The 17,755-nt window shown below is 71.1% G+C and carries 13 protein-coding genes; 9 read left to right on the top strand and 4 right to left on the bottom strand.

What is annotated here, in order from left to right; translation table 11 throughout:
* The first annotated feature begins 31 nt into the window (after nucleotides 1–31).
* The 9 genes from V5F84_RS17250 to V5F84_RS17210 all read left to right on the top strand — a co-directional run bounded on the left by V5F84_RS17250 (nucleotide 32) and on the right by V5F84_RS17210 (nucleotide 14,836).
* The gene (locus tag V5F84_RS17250; protein WP_509277122.1) at nucleotides 32–2,551 is read left to right on the top strand and encodes a PAS-domain containing protein; all 2,520 of its coding nucleotides are present in this window, start codon (nucleotides 32–34) and stop codon (nucleotides 2,549–2,551) included.
* The gene (tsaE, locus tag V5F84_RS17245) at nucleotides 2,548–4,101 is read left to right on the top strand and encodes a tRNA (adenosine(37)-N6)-threonylcarbamoyltransferase complex ATPase subunit type 1 TsaE (protein ID WP_394041345.1); all 1,554 of its coding nucleotides are present in this window, start codon (nucleotides 2,548–2,550) and stop codon (nucleotides 4,099–4,101) included. The genes V5F84_RS17250 and tsaE overlap by 4 nt, the downstream gene beginning before the upstream one ends.
* Nucleotides 4,102–4,118: 17 nt before the next feature.
* Nucleotides 4,119–4,820, top strand: coding sequence for a nucleotidyltransferase family protein (locus tag V5F84_RS17240; RefSeq protein ID WP_394041737.1), 702 nt, complete (start codon nucleotides 4,119–4,121; stop codon nucleotides 4,818–4,820).
* A gap of 68 nt (nucleotides 4,821–4,888) precedes the next feature.
* Nucleotides 4,889–6,106: a lytic murein transglycosylase gene (locus tag V5F84_RS17235; RefSeq protein WP_394041736.1), complete on the top strand. Its 1,218-nt coding sequence runs from the start codon at nucleotides 4,889–4,891 to the stop codon at nucleotides 6,104–6,106.
* A gap of 124 nt (nucleotides 6,107–6,230) precedes the next feature.
* Nucleotides 6,231–9,275: a double-strand break repair protein AddB gene (addB, locus tag V5F84_RS17230; RefSeq protein ID WP_394041344.1), complete on the top strand. Its 3,045-nt coding sequence runs from the start codon at nucleotides 6,231–6,233 to the stop codon at nucleotides 9,273–9,275.
* Nucleotides 9,272–12,829: a double-strand break repair helicase AddA gene (addA, locus tag V5F84_RS17225; protein ID WP_394041343.1), complete on the top strand. Its 3,558-nt coding sequence runs from the start codon at nucleotides 9,272–9,274 to the stop codon at nucleotides 12,827–12,829. The genes addB and addA overlap by 4 nt, the downstream gene beginning before the upstream one ends.
* Nucleotides 12,830–12,937: 108 nt before the next feature.
* Nucleotides 12,938–13,258 carry a thioredoxin gene (trxA, locus tag V5F84_RS17220; RefSeq protein ID WP_394041342.1) on the top strand — a complete coding sequence of 107 codons (321 nt, stop codon included), beginning with the start codon at nucleotides 12,938–12,940 and terminating at the stop codon, nucleotides 13,256–13,258.
* 103 nt (nucleotides 13,259–13,361) lie between these two features.
* Nucleotides 13,362–13,913, top strand: coding sequence for a MarR family winged helix-turn-helix transcriptional regulator (locus V5F84_RS17215; protein ID WP_394041341.1), 552 nt, complete (start codon nucleotides 13,362–13,364; stop codon nucleotides 13,911–13,913).
* A complete protein-coding gene (locus V5F84_RS17210) occupies nucleotides 13,910–14,836 on the top strand; it encodes a DMT family transporter (protein WP_394041340.1) in 927 nt (308 codons plus the stop codon). The genes V5F84_RS17215 and V5F84_RS17210 overlap by 4 nt, the downstream gene beginning before the upstream one ends.
* Nucleotides 14,837–14,929: 93 nt before the next feature.
* On the opposite strand, the gene V5F84_RS17205 is transcribed toward V5F84_RS17210, so the two are convergent.
* The 4 genes from V5F84_RS17205 to def form a co-directional block, all read right to left on the bottom strand.
* Complete coding sequence (locus V5F84_RS17205; RefSeq protein WP_394041339.1) at nucleotides 14,930–15,259, bottom strand: hypothetical protein; 330 nt, start codon at nucleotides 15,257–15,259, stop codon at nucleotides 14,930–14,932.
* A gap of 147 nt (nucleotides 15,260–15,406) precedes the next feature.
* Nucleotides 15,407–16,144 (bottom strand): tRNA pseudouridine(38-40) synthase TruA, encoded by a 738-nt coding sequence (truA, locus tag V5F84_RS17200; protein ID WP_394041338.1) that lies wholly within the window; start codon nucleotides 16,142–16,144, stop codon nucleotides 15,407–15,409.
* 5 nt (nucleotides 16,145–16,149) lie between these two features.
* Nucleotides 16,150–17,073 (bottom strand): methionyl-tRNA formyltransferase, encoded by a 924-nt coding sequence (gene fmt / locus V5F84_RS17195; RefSeq protein WP_394041337.1) that lies wholly within the window; start codon nucleotides 17,071–17,073, stop codon nucleotides 16,150–16,152.
* 148 nt (nucleotides 17,074–17,221) lie between these two features.
* Nucleotides 17,222–17,740 (bottom strand): peptide deformylase, encoded by a 519-nt coding sequence (def, locus tag V5F84_RS17190; protein WP_394041336.1) that lies wholly within the window; start codon nucleotides 17,738–17,740, stop codon nucleotides 17,222–17,224.
* Nucleotides 17,741–17,755 lie beyond the last annotated feature (15 nt).

The following is a 17,755-nucleotide window of genomic DNA, read 5'->3' as shown; positions in this document are numbered from 1 at the left end:
CGCGCGGAGCGCCGGATCCATGCCTGCATCCATGTCTGCGCCTGCGATTTTTCTCCAGCCTCCCCACCGTGCGCGCGTTTCCCCCCTGGCGCGGGTCCTGCTGAGCGGCACCGCCTTGCTCTGCGGCGCGGCGGACGCTTCCGCCGCTGGCTTCGGTGCCCCGGATTCCGGCCTCCTGCTGCTGAGCGCGCTTGGCATTGGCGGGCTCGCGGCCGCTGTGGTGATGGCGATCGCGTGCAGCCTCTGGCTCGGCCGGATCTCGCGCAACGAGAAGGCCGCCCTGCGCAGCGCCGCCCATGCGCGCGCCGATGCTTATGCGCTGAAGAGCCTGCTGGCGGGAGACGCGCTCGGCACCGTGCTCTGGGTGGTGGGCGACCCGCTGCCCCATCTGCTGGGCGCGGCGGCCATGCTCGATCACCAGATCCCTTCCGGGCACACGCCGCCGGGCGACGTGGTGAAGCTCGATCTCGCGCCCTGGCTCGGTGCCTCCGCCGCCGCCGCGCTCGCCGGGCCGCTGGAAGCTCTGCGCGGGCAGGGGCGGGCCTTCAGTCTGCCCATCACCGGGCCCGACGGCGCACCCTGGATCGCCGAGGGGCGCGCCACCGACGGCAGCCGCATGCTGAGCGTGCGGGCCGCGCCAGCATCCGGGTCGCAGGCCGAGGGCGGGCAAGCGGCCGATGCGGCGCAGGGGGAGCGTATGCGGGCGGAGGCCGCCGCGCGCGGCATCCTCGCCACGCTGTTCGCGGCCGCTCCGTTCCCCATGTGGCTGCGCGACAAGGCGGGCGCGCTGATGCGGGCGAATGCGGCCTTCGCCCAGGCGGTGGGCGCGCCCTCTCCGGAGGAGGCGGTCGGGCGCGGCATGGAATTGCTCGACCAGTCCGCGCGCGAGGCGGCACGCGCCACGCGGCGCGACGGCAAGCCCTATCGGGAGCGGGCGCGGCTCGTTGCGGGCGGGCACCGCCGCGTGCTGGAGGTGCTGGAAGTCGACGATCCCGCCGGCGCCGGGGGCCTTGCCATCGACATCACGGAGGCGGAGGCGGCGCGCGCCGAGGTGGCGCACACCATTGCCGCCCATCGCCGCACGCTCGACCAATTGGCCACGGCGGTGGTGATGTTCGGCGCCGACGAGCGGCTGGCGTTCCACAATTCCGCCTATGAGGGTCTGTTCGGCCTCGATGCCGCCTTCCTCGACACGCGCCCCTCCGAGAGCGAGATCCTCGAAACCCTGCGCACCGCGCGCAAGGTGCCGGAGCAGGCGGACTTCCGCGCCTGGCGCGAGCAATTGCGCGAGGCCTATCGCGCGCTGGAGCCGATCCACGACTGGTGGCACCTGCCGGGCGGGCAGATGCTGCGCGTGGTGGTGACCCCCAATGCCGAGGGCGGCATCACCTATCTGTTCGAGGACGTCTCCGAGCACATGGCGCTGGAGAGCCGCTACAACAGCCTGATCCGCATCCAGGGCGAGACGCTGGACGAACTGGCCGAGGCGGTCGCCGTGTTCGGCAGCGACGGCAAGCTGCGCCTGCACAACCATGCCTTTCTCTCGCTCTGGTCGCTGAGCGCCCAGGCCCTGAGCGACAAGCCGCACATCGACGCGGTCGCCGCCATGTGCCGGCCGCTCCATGCCGATCTCGACAGCTGGGCGCGCATTCGCGCCGTCGTCACCGCGCTCGAACATCGCAGCGGCACCCATCTGCGCATGGAGCGCGCCGACGGCCTGGTGCTCGACGGCGCCGCCCAGCCCTTGCCCGACGGCGGCACGCTCGTGACGTTCCGCGATGTCACCGACAGCGTGAAGGTGGAGCGGGCGCTGATCGAGCGCAACGAGGCGCTGGAAGCCGCCGACGCGCTGAAGAATGCGTTCGTCGGTCATGTCTCCTACCATCTGCGCACGCCGCTCAATACCTTGATCGGCTATGCCCATATGCTCGGCGAGCCCAATGTCGGGCCGCTCAACGGCAAGCAGCTGGAATTCCTCGACCATGTGCGCCAGTCCTCGGACGCGCTGCGCGCCCTGATCGACGATATTCTCGACCTCGCGAGCATCGATGCCGGCGCCATGGCGCTCGATCTCGGCGAGGTGGACGTACACGCCACCCTGGACGCGGTGGGCGAGGCGGTGCGCGACCTCCTGGCCGAGCGGCAGGTGAGCCTGCACATCGACGCCCCGCAAGAGATCGGAACCTTCACGGCCGACCGGCGGCGGGTGCGGCAGATTCTGTTCAACCTGCTCTCCAACGCCATCGCCGTGTCGCCGCCACAGGGCGTCGTGACGCTGAGCGCGCGGCGCAGCGAGGACGCGCTCCGCGTGGAGGTGCGCGACCAGGGGCCGGGCATTGCGGGCGAGATCGCCGGCAAGGTCTTCGAGCGCTTTGAAACCCACGGCGCGGGCGCCGAGCGCGGCGGGGTGGGCCTCGGCCTCTCGTTGGTGCGCTCGTTCATGGAATTGCACGGCGGCTCGATCACCCTTGGCACGGCCGAGGGCGGCGGTGCGCTGGCCGTGTGCCGGTTTCCCCTTGCGGCGGCGCGCCGCGACGAGGCTGCGGAATGAGCCCCCTGATTTCCCGTGTTCCCGGCCTTCCCAATGCCTTCCGCATGGATCTGCCGGACCTTGCGGCGACCGGCCAGCTGGCGGCGCTGCTCGCGCCCTGGCTGGCACCGGGGGATCTGGTGGCGCTGCGCGGCGATCTCGGCGCCGGCAAGACCGCCTTCGCCCGCGCCCTGGTGCGGGTGCTGGCGGGCGATCCGCTGCTGGAAGTGCCGAGTCCCACCTTCTCGGTCCTGGTGGGCTACGAATTTGCGCGGGTGAAGGTGACCCATGCCGATCTCTATCGGGTCGAGGATCCCGACGAACTGGACGAACTCGGCTGGGACGAACTCTCCGCCGATTCCATCGTCATCGTCGAATGGCCCGACCGGGCGGCCGAGCGTCTTGCTGCCGACCGTCTCATCATCGAATTCGATCTTGCGCCCGACCTCGGGCCGGAGGGGCGGCGGGCGATCCTGTCCGGCAGCGGGGAATTCATCGAGCGCCTCGACCGGCTGCACGTGTCGGAACTGCTGATCGATGCCTCCGGCTTCGGCGGGGCGGAGCGCCGCTACATGCAGGGCGATGCCTCCAGCCGCTCCTATGCCCGCCTCGTGCTGCCCGACCGTTCGGCGGTGCTGATGAACGCGCCGCGCCGGCCCGACGGCCCGCCCATCCGGCGCGGGCTGCCCTATAGCCGCCTCGCCCATCTGGCGGAGGACGTGCGGGCCTTCGTCGCGGTCGCGCGGGGCCTGCGGGCGCAGGGCTTTTCCGCGCCGCAGATCTATGCCGCCGACCTCGACCGGGGGCTGCTGGTGATCGAGGACCTCGGCGACGACGGCGTGCTGGAGGGCAATCCCCCCGAGCCCATCAAGGCGCGCTACGAGGTCGCGGCGGAGGTGCTCGCCGCCCTGCATTCCCGGGCGCTGCCGCATGTGCTCCATATTGCCCCGCAGAGCGATTATGTGCTGCCGGTCTATGGGGTGGAAGCCTTCCTGATCGAGCTGGAACTGATGCTCGACTGGTACCTGCCGTTCCGCAACGTGCGCGCCGACGCGGTGGTGCGCGACGAATTCCTGATGCTCTGGCGCAATGCTTTGAGCCCCGTGCTCAACGAGCCGCAGACCTGGGTGCTGCGCGATTATCATTCCCCGAACCTGATCTGGCTGCCGCAGCGCGAGGGGCTCCAGCGCATGGGCCTGATCGATTTCCAGGACGCGGTGCTGGGACCGGCGGCCTATGACGTGGCCTCCCTGGCCCAGGACGCGCGGGTGGACATCCCGGAAAACCTGGAACTGCACCTCGTCGGCCATTATGTGGCGCAGCGGCGGGAGGCCGATCCCACCTTCGATGCGCGCGCCTTCACCCATCTCTATGCGCTGATGGGCGCGCAGCGGGCCACCAAGATTCTCGGAATTTTCACCCGCCTCCACCAGCGCGACGGGAAACCGCAATATCTGCGTCATCTTCCTCGGGTTAGGCGCTACCTTGCGCGTTGTCTCGGGCATCAGGAACTCGGTTCGTTGCGCATGTGGTACGAGGCCGTTCTGCCATCTAAGGACCTTCAGACGTGACGACCGTTCAAAAAGCCATGGTGCTCGCCGCCGGCATGGGCACGCGCATGCGTCCGCTCACCGAGACCCTTCCCAAGCCGCTGGTGGAAGTCGCCGGCCATCCGCTGATCGACCATGTGCTCGATCGGCTGGAGGCGGCCGAGGTGCGCGAGGCGGTGGTGAACGTGCACCACCACGCGGACCTGCTGGAAGCCCATCTCGCCACCCGCACCGCGCCGCCCCACCTGCACATTCGCGACGAGCGCGGCCTCCTGCTGGATACCGGCGGCGGGGTGAAGAACGCGCTGCCCTTGCTGGGCGACGCGCCGTTCCTGGTGATCAATTCCGATACCATCTGGATCGAGGGCGTGACGCCGAACCTGGTGCGCCTGCGGAACCAGTTCGACCCCGCCCGCATGGATGCGCTGCTGCTGGTGGCGGCCAGCGCGCTCTCCATCGGCTACGACGGCACCGGGGATTTCACCATGGATGCCGAGGGCCGGCTCGCCCGGCGCGGTGAGCGGATGGTGGCGCCCTTCATCTATGCCGGGGCCTGCATTCTTTCCCCCGCCTTGTTCGCCGATGCGCCGCAGGGGCCGTTCTCGCTCAACACCATCTTCGACCGCGCCGGCGAGGCGGGGCGCCTGTTCGGCCTGCGGCTGGAAGGCATCTGGATGCATGTCGGCACCCCGGACGCCATCGGCGCGGCGGAAGAGGCGATTCACCGGTCGAGCGATTAGATGCTAGCCTTGCGGGTGCCTCATCTGGATTTGGAAGCGTGAGCGGTTCCCTGCGATCAGCCTGCCGCATCGTGCTTTTCGCTCTGCTGCTCGCGGTGCTGGGCGTGCATTCCCCCGCCCGCGCGGCGGATGCCGCGTTTGCGCAATTCATCGCCTCCCTCTGGCCGGAAGCGCAGGCGGCCGGCGTGTCGCGCGCCACTTTCGAGCGTGAAACGCGGGGGCTCGAACCGGACTACAAGCTGCCCGACCTCGCCCTGCCGGGACGCCCGGTGACCGGCGCGCGGGCGCAGCCCGAATTCGTCCAGGTGCCCGCCGATTATGTGAAGGAGGCCACGATCGCCCGGCTTGCCGTCGAGGGGCAGCGGCTGATGCAAAAGCATCGCGCCGCGCTCGACCAGATCGAGCGGCAGTTCGGCGTGCCGGCCACCATGGTGCTGGCGATCTGGGGCCGCGAGAGCGATTTCGGCCGCTATACCGATCCCTATGACGCGCTGCGCGTGGTGGCGACGCAGGCCTATGTGGGGCGCCGCAAGGAACAGTATCGCGACGATTTCATCCTGGCGCTGAAAATCCTCGACGCGGGCGTGGTAACGCGCAAGGAGTTTCGGTCATCCTGGGCCGGCGCCACCGGCCTGACGCAATTCCTGCCGTCGGAATATTATCAGCACGGCGTCGATCTCGACGGCGACGGGCGGGTCGACATCTGGCATTCGGTGCCGGACGCTCTGGCCTCCGCCGCCAAGCAGCTCGCCGACAAGGGCTGGCAGCCGGGCCTGCGCTGGGCCTATGAGGTGCGCGCGCCGGCCAATGCCGATTGCACCCTCGGCGTGCCCGAGGTCCAGCGGCCGATCGGCGAATGGCTGCGCGCGGGCTTCGTGCCCGTGGGCGGGGTTTCGCCCTCGCCCGCAGAAATGGCGCAGCCCGCCTCGCTGCTCCAGCCGGAGGGGATCTACGGCCCCTCGTTCCTCACCACGAAGAATTACTTCGTCATCAAGCAGTATAATTTCTCCGATCTCTATGTGCTGTTCGTCGGCCATCTCTCCGATCGCATGGTGACCCCGCAACCGTTCGCGACCCCCTGGTCCGCCTCCACGCAGATGCGCACCAGCGCCGTGGAGGCGATGCAGAAGCATCTGACGCGCATGGGACTCTATGGCGACAAGATCGACGGCAAGGCGGGCATGCTGACCCGCGCGGCGCTCGGCGCCTACCAGAAATCCGCTGGACTCAAGGTGGATTGCTGGCCGAGCGAGGCGGTGCTGCAAGCGATGAGCACGGCGCGATAATCTCTTCGGCGGGCCCGCGACCGCCGTGCGTCGCCCCGGCCGGACCCTCGGTGCTTGCGACTCGCTGGCCCAGCGTGAATGGTGGAGACGCGCGCTCTCGGCGGCGCGCGGTCCTCGGGTGGTCATGACGCAGGTTTTCTCCATCCCCACTTCGGCGCCGTTCCTGCCCACGCTGGCGCGCGCCTTGCTGGATGGGGACTTGGTGCCCGGTTTCGCGCCGCGCGGCGATCCTTTGGCGCTCGCGTCGGCGACGCTCTATCTGCCCACCCGCCGAGCGGGGCGCATGTTTGCGGACGCCCTGCTGGAGGCGAGCGGCGCCGACGCCCTGCTGCTGCCGCGCATCGTGCCGCTCGGCGATGTGGACGAGGACGCGCTCGCGTTCGCCGAGGAGGCGCCTTTGCTCGCGCCGCCGCGTGCGGTGGCGAGCGTGCACCGGCGGGTGGCGCTCGCCGCCTTGGTGGAGCGCTGGCGCGATGCCTTGGCCGAAGGGGCGGGGCAGGCGGCGGTGGCGGCGGGTCCGGCGGCGACCGTCGCGCTCGCCGACGAGCTCGGCCGCCTGTTCGACCAGATGAGCACGGCCGGCGTCGCATGGGAGCGGCTGGACGGTCTCGCGCCCGAGGAACACGACCGCTATTTCGAGATCAGCCTGGATTTCCTGCGCATCGCCCGCCGCGCCTGGCTTGCCCATCTCGACGCCCTGGAGCTGGTGGAGCCGGCGGTGCGGCGCGACGTGCTGGTGGGGGCGGAAGCGGCACGCCTCGCCCGGCTCGGCATTGCGGCGGGGCCGGTGATCGCCGCCGGCTCCACCGGCTCGCTGCCGGCCACCGCGCGGCTGCTGGCGGCCATCGCCCGCTTGCCGAAGGGCGCCGTGGTGCTGCCGGGCCTCGATCTCGACGCGGAAGACGACGCCTTCGCCATGCTCACCGCACCGGCGACTCTGGCGCCCGACCATCCGCAATACGGCCTTGCCCATCTGCTGCCCCAGCTCGGCGTCGCGCGGCGCGATGTGGTGGAGCTGGGACCGCGCCGGCAGAACGGGCGCGAACGGCTGCTCAGCGAGGCCATGCGGCAATCGGAAACCACAGACCGCTGGACCTCGCTCGCGACCCGCCTGCCGGATTCGGCCCGCGATGCCGCGCTGGAGGGGCTGGCGCTGATCGCCGCCGCCGATCCGCGCGAGGAAGCGCTCGCCATCGCCCTGGTGCTGCGCGACACGCTGGAGCGTCCGGGCGAGACGGCGGCCCTGGTGACGCCGGATCGCGATCTCGCGCGGCGGGTCGCCGCGGAATTGAACCGCTTCGGCCTCTCCATCGATGATTCCGCCGGCGTGCCGCTCGCCGAGACCGCCCCCGGCCGGCTGGCGCGGCTTGTCGCGCGGGCGGCGGCGGAGGCCTGCGCGCCGGGGCCGCTGTTCGCGCTTCTGACCCATCCCATGGCACGGTTCGGCCTTGAGGCGGAGGACAAGCGCGCGGCGGTGGCGGCGCTGGAACTGGTCGCCCTGCGCGGTCCGCGTCCGCGCGCCGGCACTGCCGGGCTGGCAGCAACCGTCGCCGCGTTCGATCCTGCTTCCCTGCGCGAGGGCGACCCGCGCCGTAGGGTCGATGATGCGGGCCTCGCGGCGGCCTCCGATCTGGTGGCGCGGCTCGGCGCGGCGCTGGCGCCGCTGTTCGCCTGCACCGGAAAGGCGCCGCTGCCGGATCTGGTCGCCGCCCATCGCGCGGCCGTCGAGGCCATGGCCGGCCCGCTCGACGCCGCCGACGAAGACCCCGCCCACGTCGCGCTTGCCCTCGCCTTCGCGGAGATCGCGGCCGGCGCGGCCGACGGCCCGGCGCTGCGGCTTGAAGATTATGCCGAGACCGTCGCCGCCCTGTTCGCGGACCAGATGGTGCGCCCGCCCCGGCAGGCGCAGGAGCAGGTGCGCATTCTCGGCCCGCTGGAAGCGCGGTTGATCCATGTGGACCGGGTCATTCTCGGCGGACTGGTGGAAGGCGCGTGGCCGCCGCAGACCCGCTCCGATCCCTGGCTGAGCCGGCCCATGCGCAGCGAACTGGGGCTCGATTTGCCGGAACGGCGCATCGGCCTGTCCGCCCACGACTTCGTGCAGGGGTTCGGCGCGCGCGAGGTGATCCTGACCTATCCCGGCAAGGTCGCGGGCACGCAGACCGTCGCCTCCCGCTTTCTGCAGCGGCTCGCCACCGTGGCGGGCAAGGACCGCTGGGCGCTGGTGCGGGCGCGCGGCGAGGGCTGGCGGGTTGCCGCCGCCGGCCTCGACCGGGGCGCGAGCGTGCCGCGCGCCGAACAGCCGGCGCCCGCGCCGCCGCTGGAGCTGCGGCCGCGCCAGCTCAGCGTCACGGAGATCGAGACCTTCCTGCGCGATCCCTATTCCATCTTCGCGCGCCACGTGCTGCGCCTGCGGCCGCTCGATCCGCTGGACGCGGCACCGGGCGGGGCGGAGCGGGGCAGTGCCTTGCATGCGGCGCTCGGCACCTTCACCGCCGCCTTTCCCGAGGATTTGCCGCCGGACGCGCTCGACCAGCTTCTGGCGCACGGCCGGGCGGCGTTCGCGCCGCTCGCGGTTTATCCCGCCGAACATGCGGTGTGGTGGACACGGTTCGAGCGTGTCGCCGGCTGGGTGGTGGCCTTCGAGCGCGAGCGCCGCGCGGCGCTGCGGCGGGTGGTGCCGGAAGTCTCCGGCCGCCTGGAGATCGCGCTGACGCGGGGGCCGTTCCGTCTCACAGGCCGCGCCGACCGCATCGAGCTGCGCAAGGACGGACGGCTGTCGATCCTTGATTACAAGACCGGCACGGCGCCGAGCACGCGGCAGGGCGCGAGCTTTTCGCCCCAATTGCCGTTGGAAGCCGCCATGGCCGCGCGCGGCGCGTTCAAAAACGTGCCGCCGGCTGAGGTGGAGGATTTCCGCTATGTGGAGCTGAAGGGCGGCGCGGAGCCCGGCCGCGAGAAGGCGGGCGTGCACAAGGACACCACCGCCACTCAGATGGCGGAGGATGCGTTGGCGCGGCTGAAGGAGCTCCTGCTCGCCTTCGAGGATCCGAACCAGGGCTATCGCGCACTCGCCGCGCCTCAGTGGCAAGGGCGCTTCGGGGTTTACGACCATCTGGCGCGGGTGCGCGAATGGGCGCTCGGCGGCGGCGAGGAGGGCGAGGCATGAGCGCCGTCGATCCGGGCGCGGCCGGGCAGATCGCCAATGCCGCCAAGGCCGATGCCACCCGCCGGCAGGGGGAAGCCTCCCATCCGCAGACCTCGGCCTGGGTTTCGGCAAATGCCGGGTCGGGCAAGACCCATGTGCTGGCGCAGCGGGTGATCCGCCTGCTGCTGTCCGGCACGCCGCCGGGCCGCATCCTGTGCCTGACCTATACCAAGGCGGCGGCGGCCAATATGGCGAACCGCGTGCTGGACATTCTCGGCCGCTGGGTCGGGCTTTCGGATGGAGAGCTGAACGCGGAGCTGGTCCGCATCGACGACCGCCCGCCCAATGGCGATCTGCGCGCGCGGGCGCGGCGGCTGTTCGCAGCGGCGCTGGAGACGCCCGGCGGGCTGAAGATCCAGACCATCCACGCCTTCTGCGGCGGGCTCCTGCATCGCTTTCCCTTCGAGGCCGGGGTCGCGGCCGGCTTCTCCGAACTGGACGATGCCGGCCGGCTCGATCTGATGGCGCGCATCCGCGCCGAGCTGATCGTGGAGGCAACATCGGCGCCCGCGAGCCGCCTCGGCCGCGCGCTGTCTGCGCTGATCGAAACCTTGTCGGATTCCGGCGTCGATGCGCTGCTGGAAGCGGCGGTGGATGCGCGCGCGCTCATCGAGCCGCTGGGCGGGGACGCGGACGCGCGGCGCGCGGCGGTGGCGCGGGTTCTGGGCGTCGCGCCGGACGACACGCCCGAGCGGGTGCGGCGAGAGATGCTGGCCAGCCCGCATGTGCCGCGCAGCGAATGGGCCAGCATCGCCGCCTGCCTGCGCGAGGGCGCAAAGACCGACCAGGCATTGGGCGAACAATTCGCGCTCGCAGCCGTCGCGGGCTCCGAGGCCGAGGCGCTGCCGGCTTATCTCGGGGTTTTTCTCACCGACAAATCCGAGCCGCGCGCCGCCTCGCGCTTTCTCACGAAAGGCGTGCGCGGCCTCTATCCCGAACTGTGCGATCGGCTCGATCTGGAGAAGGAGCGCATCGGCGGGCTGCTGGATCGCCTGCGCGCGGCGGAGACGCTGGCGCGCACGGACGCCGCCTTGACGCTGGGCGCGGAAGCCTGCCGCCGCTATGCGCGCGAGAAGGCCCAGCGCGGCCTGCTGGATTTCGACGATCTCATCGGCCGCACCGCCGAATTGCTGAACCGGGTGCCGGCCTCCTGGGTGCATTTCAAGCTGGATCGCGGCATCGACCATGTGCTGGTGGACGAGGCGCAGGATACGAGCCCCGAGCAATGGAAAGTGGTCGAGGGCCTGATCGCCGATTTCTTCTCCGGTGAGGGCGCGCGCGAGGGGCTGACGCGCACCCTGTTCGTGGTGGGGGACGAGAAGCAGTCCATCTTCTCCTTCCAGGGCGCCGATCCGCGCACCTTCGGCGACATGCATGCGCGCTTCGCCGGCGCGGCCGGGCCCGAGGATTTCCGCAACGTGCGCCTGCCCCATTCGTTCCGCTCGGCGCCCGGCGTGCTGGAGGCGGTGGACCGCATCTTCGCCGATGCGGCGGCGCGGCGCGGCCTCACCGGCGACAATGCCCCGCCCGTCCATGCCGCCATCCGCGCCGATGCGCCCTCGCTCGTGGAAGTGTGGCCCACCACCGTGCCGGCGCCCAAGCCCAAGGTGGACGACTGGCGCCGTCCGCTCGATGCGGTGTCCGCCGACGACCCGGTGAACCAGCTCGCCCAGCGCATCGCCGCCTTCGTGCGGGCGGGCATCGCGGAGCGCCTCGCCATTCCCGCGCGCGGGGGGCGGGCCATGCAGGCGCGCGACGTGCTGGTTCTGGTGCGCCGGCGCGGACGGCTGTTCGAGGCCGTGATCCGCGCGTTGAAGACCGCCGGTCCCGGCGTGGACGTGGCCGGTGCCGACCGGCTCGTGATCGCCGACCATATCGCCGCCCTCGATCTGATGGCACTGGGCGATGCGCTGCTTTCGCCCGACGATGACCTCGCCTTGGCCAGCGCGCTGAAAAGCCCGCTGTTCGGCTTCACCGACGAGGACCTGATCGCGCTGTGCCCGCCGCGGGCCGGGCGGCTCGGCGATGCGCTGGCCGGCGCGGCGGGGCGCCATGCCCATTGGGCGGCGGCCGCGGCGCGGCTGGAGACATGGCGCGGGGAAGCCCCGCTGCTGCGGCCGTTCGATTTCTATGCCCGCGTGCTCGGCCGCGACGGCGGGCGCCGCGCCATGCTCGCGCGCCTCGGGCCGGAGGCGGCGGACGTGCTGGACGAATTCATGGCGCTCGCGCGCACCTATGAGAGCACCGAGCCGGCGACGCTCGCGGGTTTCCTCGCCTTCCTGCGGCGCGGCGGGGCGGAGACCAAGCGCGACATGGAGAGCGGGCGCGACGAAGTGCGCGTCATGACCGTGCACGGCGCCAAGGGCCTGGAGGCGCCGATCGTGATCCTCGCCGATACGGTGGACGTGCCCAAGTCGCGCACCGCCGGCGGCCTGCTGCCGGTGCCGGACGGGGCGGGCGGCATCGTTCCCATCCTCGCCGGGCGCAAGGAGGACGGCCCCGCGGTGCTCGGCCTCGCGCGCGGCGCGGCACTGGAACGCGAGCGCGAGGAATATCGCCGGCTGCTCTATGTGGCGCTGACGCGGGCGGAGGATGCGGTGATCGTCTGCGGCGCCGAGACCCGCCTTCCCGGTAAGGACAAGGCGCACGCGCGCCCCGAGGGCTGCTGGTACGACCTCGTGCGCGACGCGCTCGCCGAGGAGGCGGTGGAGGTGGAGGCGCCGTATGCGCAAGGCCCGGTGCTGCGCTGGCGCAAGGGCGAGGGGTTCGCGCCCGCCCGCGCCGCGCCGCCGCTGTCGGCGGTTGCGGGCGAGCCGGGAGCGGGGCAGGCGGGGGTCAGCGCGGCTCTTGTCCATACGGCGCCCATCCACACGGCGCCTTTGCCCGCGCCGACCGCTCCCGCCGCGCCTCTGCGCCCCTCCCATGCGGAGGACGCGGCTCCGCAGCCCGCTCCGTCGGGACTGCGCCCGGCCCTGGAGAGCGGCGGGCTCGATCCGACCCTGCGGGGCGATCTGATCCACCGCCTGCTGGCCGGGCTGGCGGGTCTTGAGCCGGCGATGCGGCGCGATGCGGCGCACCAGCTTCTGCGGCATGTCGCCTCTGGCCTGCCGGGCGACACCCACGACACCCTGGTGGCGGAGGCGCTGGGCGTGCTCGAGCATGCGGGCCTTGCGGAGCTGTTCGGCGCGGGAAGCGTTGCCGAAGTGCCCATTGTCGGGCGCTGGATGGCGGCGGGGGACAGGCTGGTGTCGGTCTCCGGGCGCATCGACCGGCTGGCGGTTTTGCCGGATCGCATCCTGCTGGCGGATTTCAAGACCGATTCGGCGCCCCCGGCCCGCAGGGAAGACATTGGCGGCGCCTATGTTTCCCAGCTCGCCATCTATGGTGAGGTGCTGCGGCGCGCCTGTCCCGGACGGACCGTGGAGGCGATGGTGGTCTATACGCGCGGGCCGGTGGTGCATGCCCTTGCGCCCGAAATGCTCGCCGCCGCCCTGGCGCGCAACGCACGTCTGTGACCTTTCGGAAGATGTCACGAGGGCGCGACTTGCCTTGACGGGAGGGGGAGGGGCTACCTACGTTGCACTCACACTGGGATTCCCCCTTCGCCCCCTTCGAGGTGTGCCATGACCGTCGAGAAAGTATCCGATCAGAGTTTCGAACAGGACGTGCTCAAGTCCGGCGAGCCCGTCGTCGTGGATTTCTGGGCCGAGTGGTGCGGCCCCTGCCGCATGGTCGGGCCGATCCTCGATGAGGTGTCCGGCGAGCTGACCGGAAAGGTGAAGATCGTGAAGCTGAACGTGGACGAGAATCCGGAAACGGCGTCCAAATACGGCATCATGTCCATTCCCACCTTGCTGCTGTTCAAGGACGGCAAGATCGCCTCCCGCCAGGTCGGCGCCGCCCCCAAGGCGAAGCTGGTGCAGTGGATGACCGCCGCCATCTGAGCGCGGTTGTCTGGTTCTGAAAGAGGCGGGCTTGGCCCGCCTTTTTTATTGTCCGCCCTCGATCCGCTTGACAGAATATATTCATTCTGAATACATATTGAGCATGGAGCGAGCTCAGGTCGAAAATCTCCTCGGCGCTTTGTCGCTGGCGCTGGCGGGGGCGCAGGAGGAGGCCGCGCGTGAGGCCGCCGGTCTCGGGCCGAGCGCCGCCGCCGCCCTGGTGGTGATCGGCTTTTATCCCGGCACCAGCATCGCCACGCTCGCGGGGATATTGGGCCTCACGCATTCGGTGGTGGTGCGCCTGGCGGAGGGGCTCACGGCCGAAGGGCTGGTGGAGCGCGCGAGCGCCCCCTCCGACCGCCGGCAGGTGATGCTGCGCCTGAGCGCGGCCGGGCAGGCGCGCCATGCGGCCATATTGGCGGCCCGCCGCGCAGCCCTGGCGCAAGCACTGGCGCCGCTGGACGCGCAGGAGACCGCCCGGTTCGGCGCGGCGCTCGCGCGGCTGCTCACGGGCCTCACCACCGGCCGGCGCCAAGCCGACCATATCTGCCGCCTGTGCGATGAAAAATCCTGCCCCGGCCATCTGTGCCCGGTGGAATGCGAGGCGGTGCGCATCAGCGGCATCGCCTCCCCGCCCAGCGCGGCGCACCCGTGACCGGCGTGGACGCGGCGCCGGCGCGCGCGCGCACGCCGATGTTCGGCATCTCGGCGGTCACGGCGTCCGCCGCCTGCTGGGGGCTGGCGACCGTCCTGTCCAAGGACGTGCTGCACACCATGGCGCCGTTCACGATGCTGGCGCTTCAACTGGCCGGCAGCGTCGGCTTCCTGGCGATGGCATTTCTCCTGCGCGGCGGTCGCCTGCCCGGGGGCGGCCGGGCGCTCTCGGTGGCGTGGCCCGGACTGCTCGAACCCGGCCTTGCCTATGGGGTGAGCGTTCCCGGCCTTGCGCTGACCAGCGCCACCAATGCGACAGTGCTGAACACCGCCGAGCCGGTGCTGATCTGCCTGCTGGCCTTCGTGCTGCTGGGCGTTCGCACTTCCGCCTGGGTGCTCGGCTGTTCCGCTTTCGCCATGGTCGGGGTTCTGCTCGTCACCCTGTCGGGCGATGCCGGGGGCGGAGAGGGGGCCGCGGGCGATCTGCGGGGCGATGCGCTGGTGTTTCTCGGCACCGCCTTTGCGGCGCTTTATGTGGTCGCGTCGAGCCGCATGGTGGCCGGCCTGCCGACCCTGACGCTCGCGCTCCTCCAGCAGACCGTGGGGCTGCTGTTCGCGCTGGGGCTGCTGGCGGTGGCGCTCGCCACGGGGTGGGAGCGGTGGGAGGCGCCGCCGCTCGGGGCAGTGCTGGTCGCTGTCCTCACCGGGGTGGTGCAATATGCAATGGCCGTGTGGCTGTATCTCACCGCCCTGCGCAGCCTGCCGGCGCCGGTGGCGGGCGGATTTTTGGCCCTGATCCCGGTATTCGGCGTGGGCGGGGCGGTGCTGCTGCTGGGCGAGCGGCTGGCGCCGATGCAGATGCTCGGCGGCGCCCTGGTGGTCGCGGCGATGGTGGCGATGGCGGCGCGGCGCGACCCGCGCTGACCGACGCGCGCAAATGTCCGACCGGTTCGCGGCCGGCGCAGCCGTTTCAAGACAGAGGCAACTGCGCGCCCGAGGCCCGATGGCCGTCCGGGCCTACACCTCGGCGAGAGTACGCACCGCCACGGCACGCCACAGATCGCCATGGCCGGGGGCGAAGGTATTCAGCCGGTTCGCCTGGGCCTGGGCGGCGGCGATGTCGCGGAACGGCCAGGCCTCGTCGACGAAGAAGGCGGCGCCGGGGATGATCGCGGGCGTGCCCATGGAAAGGTCCACCGTCTCCTCGCCGTCGAAGAACAACCAGCTGGAGGGGGCGGCATGGGCCACACGGGCAACGACGTAATCAGTGTCGCGCACCGTGCCACGCGCGTGGAAGCCGGCGCGACGCAGCAAGGTCCGTTCGAGAAGAGGCAGGCCGAAATTCATGATGGTCTCACGCACCTGAGGCGGAACGCACTTTTCCGTCTCTTGAATGGCATAAGTGCCGGCACCCCCATCTTGTTCCGCGTCTGCTCAGTCTGCGGTTGCAGGCCTGCCCCGCGCGCCTCGCAACCCGGGCGGCGCGCCCTCGCCTCAATAGCTCACGGCGGCGAGATACAATCCGGCGGCGGGAGCCATGGGACCGCACCGGGTGCGGTCGCGGGCGGCGAGCGCGGCGGCGAGATCGTCCGCGCTCCAGCGCCCCTCGCCGACCCGCAGGAGCGAGCCCACCATGGAGCGCACCTGATGGTGCAGGAACGAGCGCGCGGCGGTGGTGATGCGGATTTCCTCGCCGATCCGCACCACGTCGAGCTGGTCGAGGGTCTTGAGAGGCGAGGCGGCCTGGCACTCGGCGGCGCGGAAGGTGGTGAAATCATGCTTGCCCAGCAGGCGCTGGGCCGCGACATGCATCGCCTGCGCATCGAGCTTCTGGGCAACGCGCCAGGCCCGGTCGCGTTCCAGGGCAAGGTCGGGCCGGCGGTTCACGATGCGATAGAGATAATGCCGCTTCGTGGCCGAGAAGCGCGCATCGAAATCGTCCGCCACCCGCTCGGCGGTGAGCACCGCCACCGGATGGGGCCGCAGATGGGCGGTGAGCGCGTCGCGCACCACATCGGTGCGCCAGTCGCGGGCAAGGTCCAGATGCGCCACCTGCCCGGTGGCGTGCACGCCGGCATCGGTGCGGCCCGCGCCCGCGACATGGGTCTTCACCCCCGTGAAGCGCTCCACCGCATCGGCCAGCACGCCTTGGACGGTCGGCAGATCGGCCTGGATCTGCCAGCCCGCGAAGGCGGTGCCGTCATATTCGATGGTGAGCTTGTAGCGGGGCACGGCGCTCAGCCGAGCCGCGTGCCGGCGGGCAACGCGTTGCCGCGCAGGAACGTGTCCGCGCTCATGGGCTGCTTGCCGGCCTTCTGCAATTGCAACAGCCGCACCGCCCCTTCGCCGCAGGCGAGGGTGAGGCCGTCGCCCAGCACCTCGCCGGGCGCGCCGCTCCCCTCGGCAAGGGTCGAGCGCAGCACCTTCACCCGCGCCTCGTCCTCGCCCAGCGGGAACCAGGCGCCGGGAAAGGGGGACAGGCCGCGAATCTGGTTGTGCACCGCGCGCGCCGGGCGGCTCCAGTCGATGCGGGCTTCGCTCTTGGCGATCTTGGCGGCGTAGAGGACGCCATCCTCGTTCTGGGGCGTGAAGTGCAACCCGCCCCGCTCCAGGGCCGCCAGCGCCCGCCCCATGAGGTCGGCGCCGAGCACCATCAGCGCGTCGTGCAATTCGCCCGACGTCATGTCCGGCCCGATGGCGACGCGCTCCAGCAGGCCGACCGGGCCGGTATCGAGCCCGGCTTCCATCTTCATGACGGCGATGCCGGTTTCCGCGTCCCCCGCCATGACCGCCCGCTGGATCGGCGCCGCCCCGCGCCAGCGCGGCAGCAGGGAGGCGTGCAGGTTCAGGCAGCCGAGTTCCGGCGCATCCAGGATCGGCTGGGGCAGGATCAGCCCGTAGGCCACCACCACCGCCACGTCGGCCTTGAGGGCGCGCATCTCCTCCGCCGCCTCCGGCGTGCGCAGGGTCTTGGGCGTGAACACCGGCAGGCCGAACTTCTCCGCCACCGCATGGACCGGGGAGGGCGTGAGGTCGAGGCCCCGCCGGCCGGCCGGCGCCGGCGCGCGGCTATAGACGGCGACGACCTCGTGGCCGCGGGCGACGATTTCGGAAAGGGTCGGCACCGCGAAGTCCGGCGTGCCCATGAACACGATGCGCATCACACTCGTCTCCGCCGCCGCCCCGCGCCGGGCGATGCGGCAGGCTGTGGTTGGGGCCGCGCGTAAGTGGCAGCGCGGCGTCGTGCGTTCTCGGGCAAGGGGCGGGGACGCGGCAATGCGGAAGCCGCCGGCGCCCGGCCCCGGCGGCTCAGCCCTCGGCCTCCCGGCGGGCGGCCTTGGCGAACTTCTTGGTCACGCGGTCGCGCTTGAGCTTGGACAGATGGTCGATGAACAGCACGCCGTTGAGATGGTCGATCTCGTGCTGGATGCAGGTCGCGAACAGGCCGTCCGCCTCGGTCTCGACGGTCGCGCCGTCGAGGGTCTGGAACCGCACCGTCACCCGCGCCGGCCGCTCGACCTCCTCGTAATATTCCGGGATCGAGAGACAGCCTTCGCTGTAGACCGAAAGTTCGTCCGAAGAGGCGATAATTTCCGGATTGATCAAGGCGAGAGGCTTCTTCTCCTCGCCTTCGCGGGTCGCATCGATGGTCACCACGCGCCGCATCACGCCCACCTGCACCGCCGCGAGCCCGATGCCGGGCGCGTCGTACATGGTCTCGAACATGTCGGCGACCAGCGTCTTCACCTCGTGATCGATCTTGGCGACCGGTTCGGAGATGAGCCGCAGCTTGGGTTCCGGGATGATGAGGATCGGGCGAATGGACATGAAACGCAGATAGGC

The sequence above is a fragment of the Roseixanthobacter liquoris genome, assembly GCF_043195135.2.
GTDB lineage: Bacteria > Pseudomonadota > Alphaproteobacteria > Rhizobiales > Xanthobacteraceae > NCEH01.
Note: the sequence above shows the minus strand (reverse complement) of the source record. Positions and strands in the feature narration are given on the sequence as shown.

Bases quoted from the DNA above. Each gene is read 5' to 3' on its own strand.
- V5F84_RS17250 (WP_509277122.1), top strand. From the start codon at position 32: ATGTCTGCGCCTGCGATTTTTCTCCAGCCTCCCCACCGTGCGCGCGTT.
- tsaE (WP_394041345.1), top strand. From the start codon at position 2,548: ATGAGCCCCCTGATTTCCCGTGTTCCCGGCCTTCCCAATGCCTTCCGC.
- V5F84_RS17240 (WP_394041737.1), top strand. From the start codon at position 4,119: ATGGTGCTCGCCGCCGGCATGGGCACGCGCATGCGTCCGCTCACCGAG.
- addB (WP_394041344.1), top strand. From the start codon at position 6,231: ATGACGCAGGTTTTCTCCATCCCCACTTCGGCGCCGTTCCTGCCCACG.
- addA (WP_394041343.1), top strand. From the start codon at position 9,272: ATGAGCGCCGTCGATCCGGGCGCGGCCGGGCAGATCGCCAATGCCGCC.
- trxA (WP_394041342.1), top strand. From the start codon at position 12,938: ATGACCGTCGAGAAAGTATCCGATCAGAGTTTCGAACAGGACGTGCTC.
- V5F84_RS17215 (WP_394041341.1), top strand. From the start codon at position 13,362: ATGGAGCGAGCTCAGGTCGAAAATCTCCTCGGCGCTTTGTCGCTGGCG.
- V5F84_RS17205 (WP_394041339.1), bottom strand. From the start codon at position 15,259: ATGAATTTCGGCCTGCCTCTTCTCGAACGGACCTTGCTGCGTCGCGCC.
- fmt (WP_394041337.1), bottom strand. From the start codon at position 17,073: ATGCGCATCGTGTTCATGGGCACGCCGGACTTCGCGGTGCCGACCCTT.
- def (WP_394041336.1), bottom strand. From the start codon at position 17,740: ATGTCCATTCGCCCGATCCTCATCATCCCGGAACCCAAGCTGCGGCTC.